General features: G+C 72.1%; 1 protein-coding gene. It reads right to left on the bottom strand.

The annotated features are described in order from the left end of the window. Nucleotides 1-366, bottom strand: a 366-nt coding sequence (locus N869_RS18290; RefSeq protein ID WP_035063481.1) for a hypothetical protein, incomplete at both ends; no start/stop codon positions are given.

Genomic DNA, 366 nt, shown 5'->3' with positions numbered 1-366 from the left:
TGGTTGAGGTAGTCCCAGCCCTGGAACTCGTCACCGTGCTCCGGGACGAAGCCCGGCAGCGAGCCGTCGCGCAGCGCGTTGTAGAGCTGGACCGTCGCGGCCCACACGTCGGTGCCCACGTCGAGGACGTACTTGTGCTCGATCTCCTCGCCGGGGAACAGGCGGCGGTAGTAGCACTGGTGGTTGTTGAGGAACAGCGAGTGCGCGCGGTGCAGCCGTGCCGCGGTCTCCAGCAACGGCCACCACGCGCCGTCGGGCCGTGCGGTCGGCTCGGGCGTGACCCGCACGAGCAGCGCTCGGGTGTCGTCGACCCGCACCCGAGTCCACACGTGCACGCCGGCGTCGACGCCGGGCGCGGCCGGGGCG

It is taken from the genome of Cellulomonas bogoriensis 69B4 = DSM 16987 (genome assembly GCF_000767165.1).
Classification (GTDB): Bacteria; Actinomycetota; Actinomycetes; order Actinomycetales; family Cellulomonadaceae; genus Actinotalea; species Actinotalea bogoriensis.
This window is presented reverse-complemented; position numbering and strand designations above follow the sequence as displayed.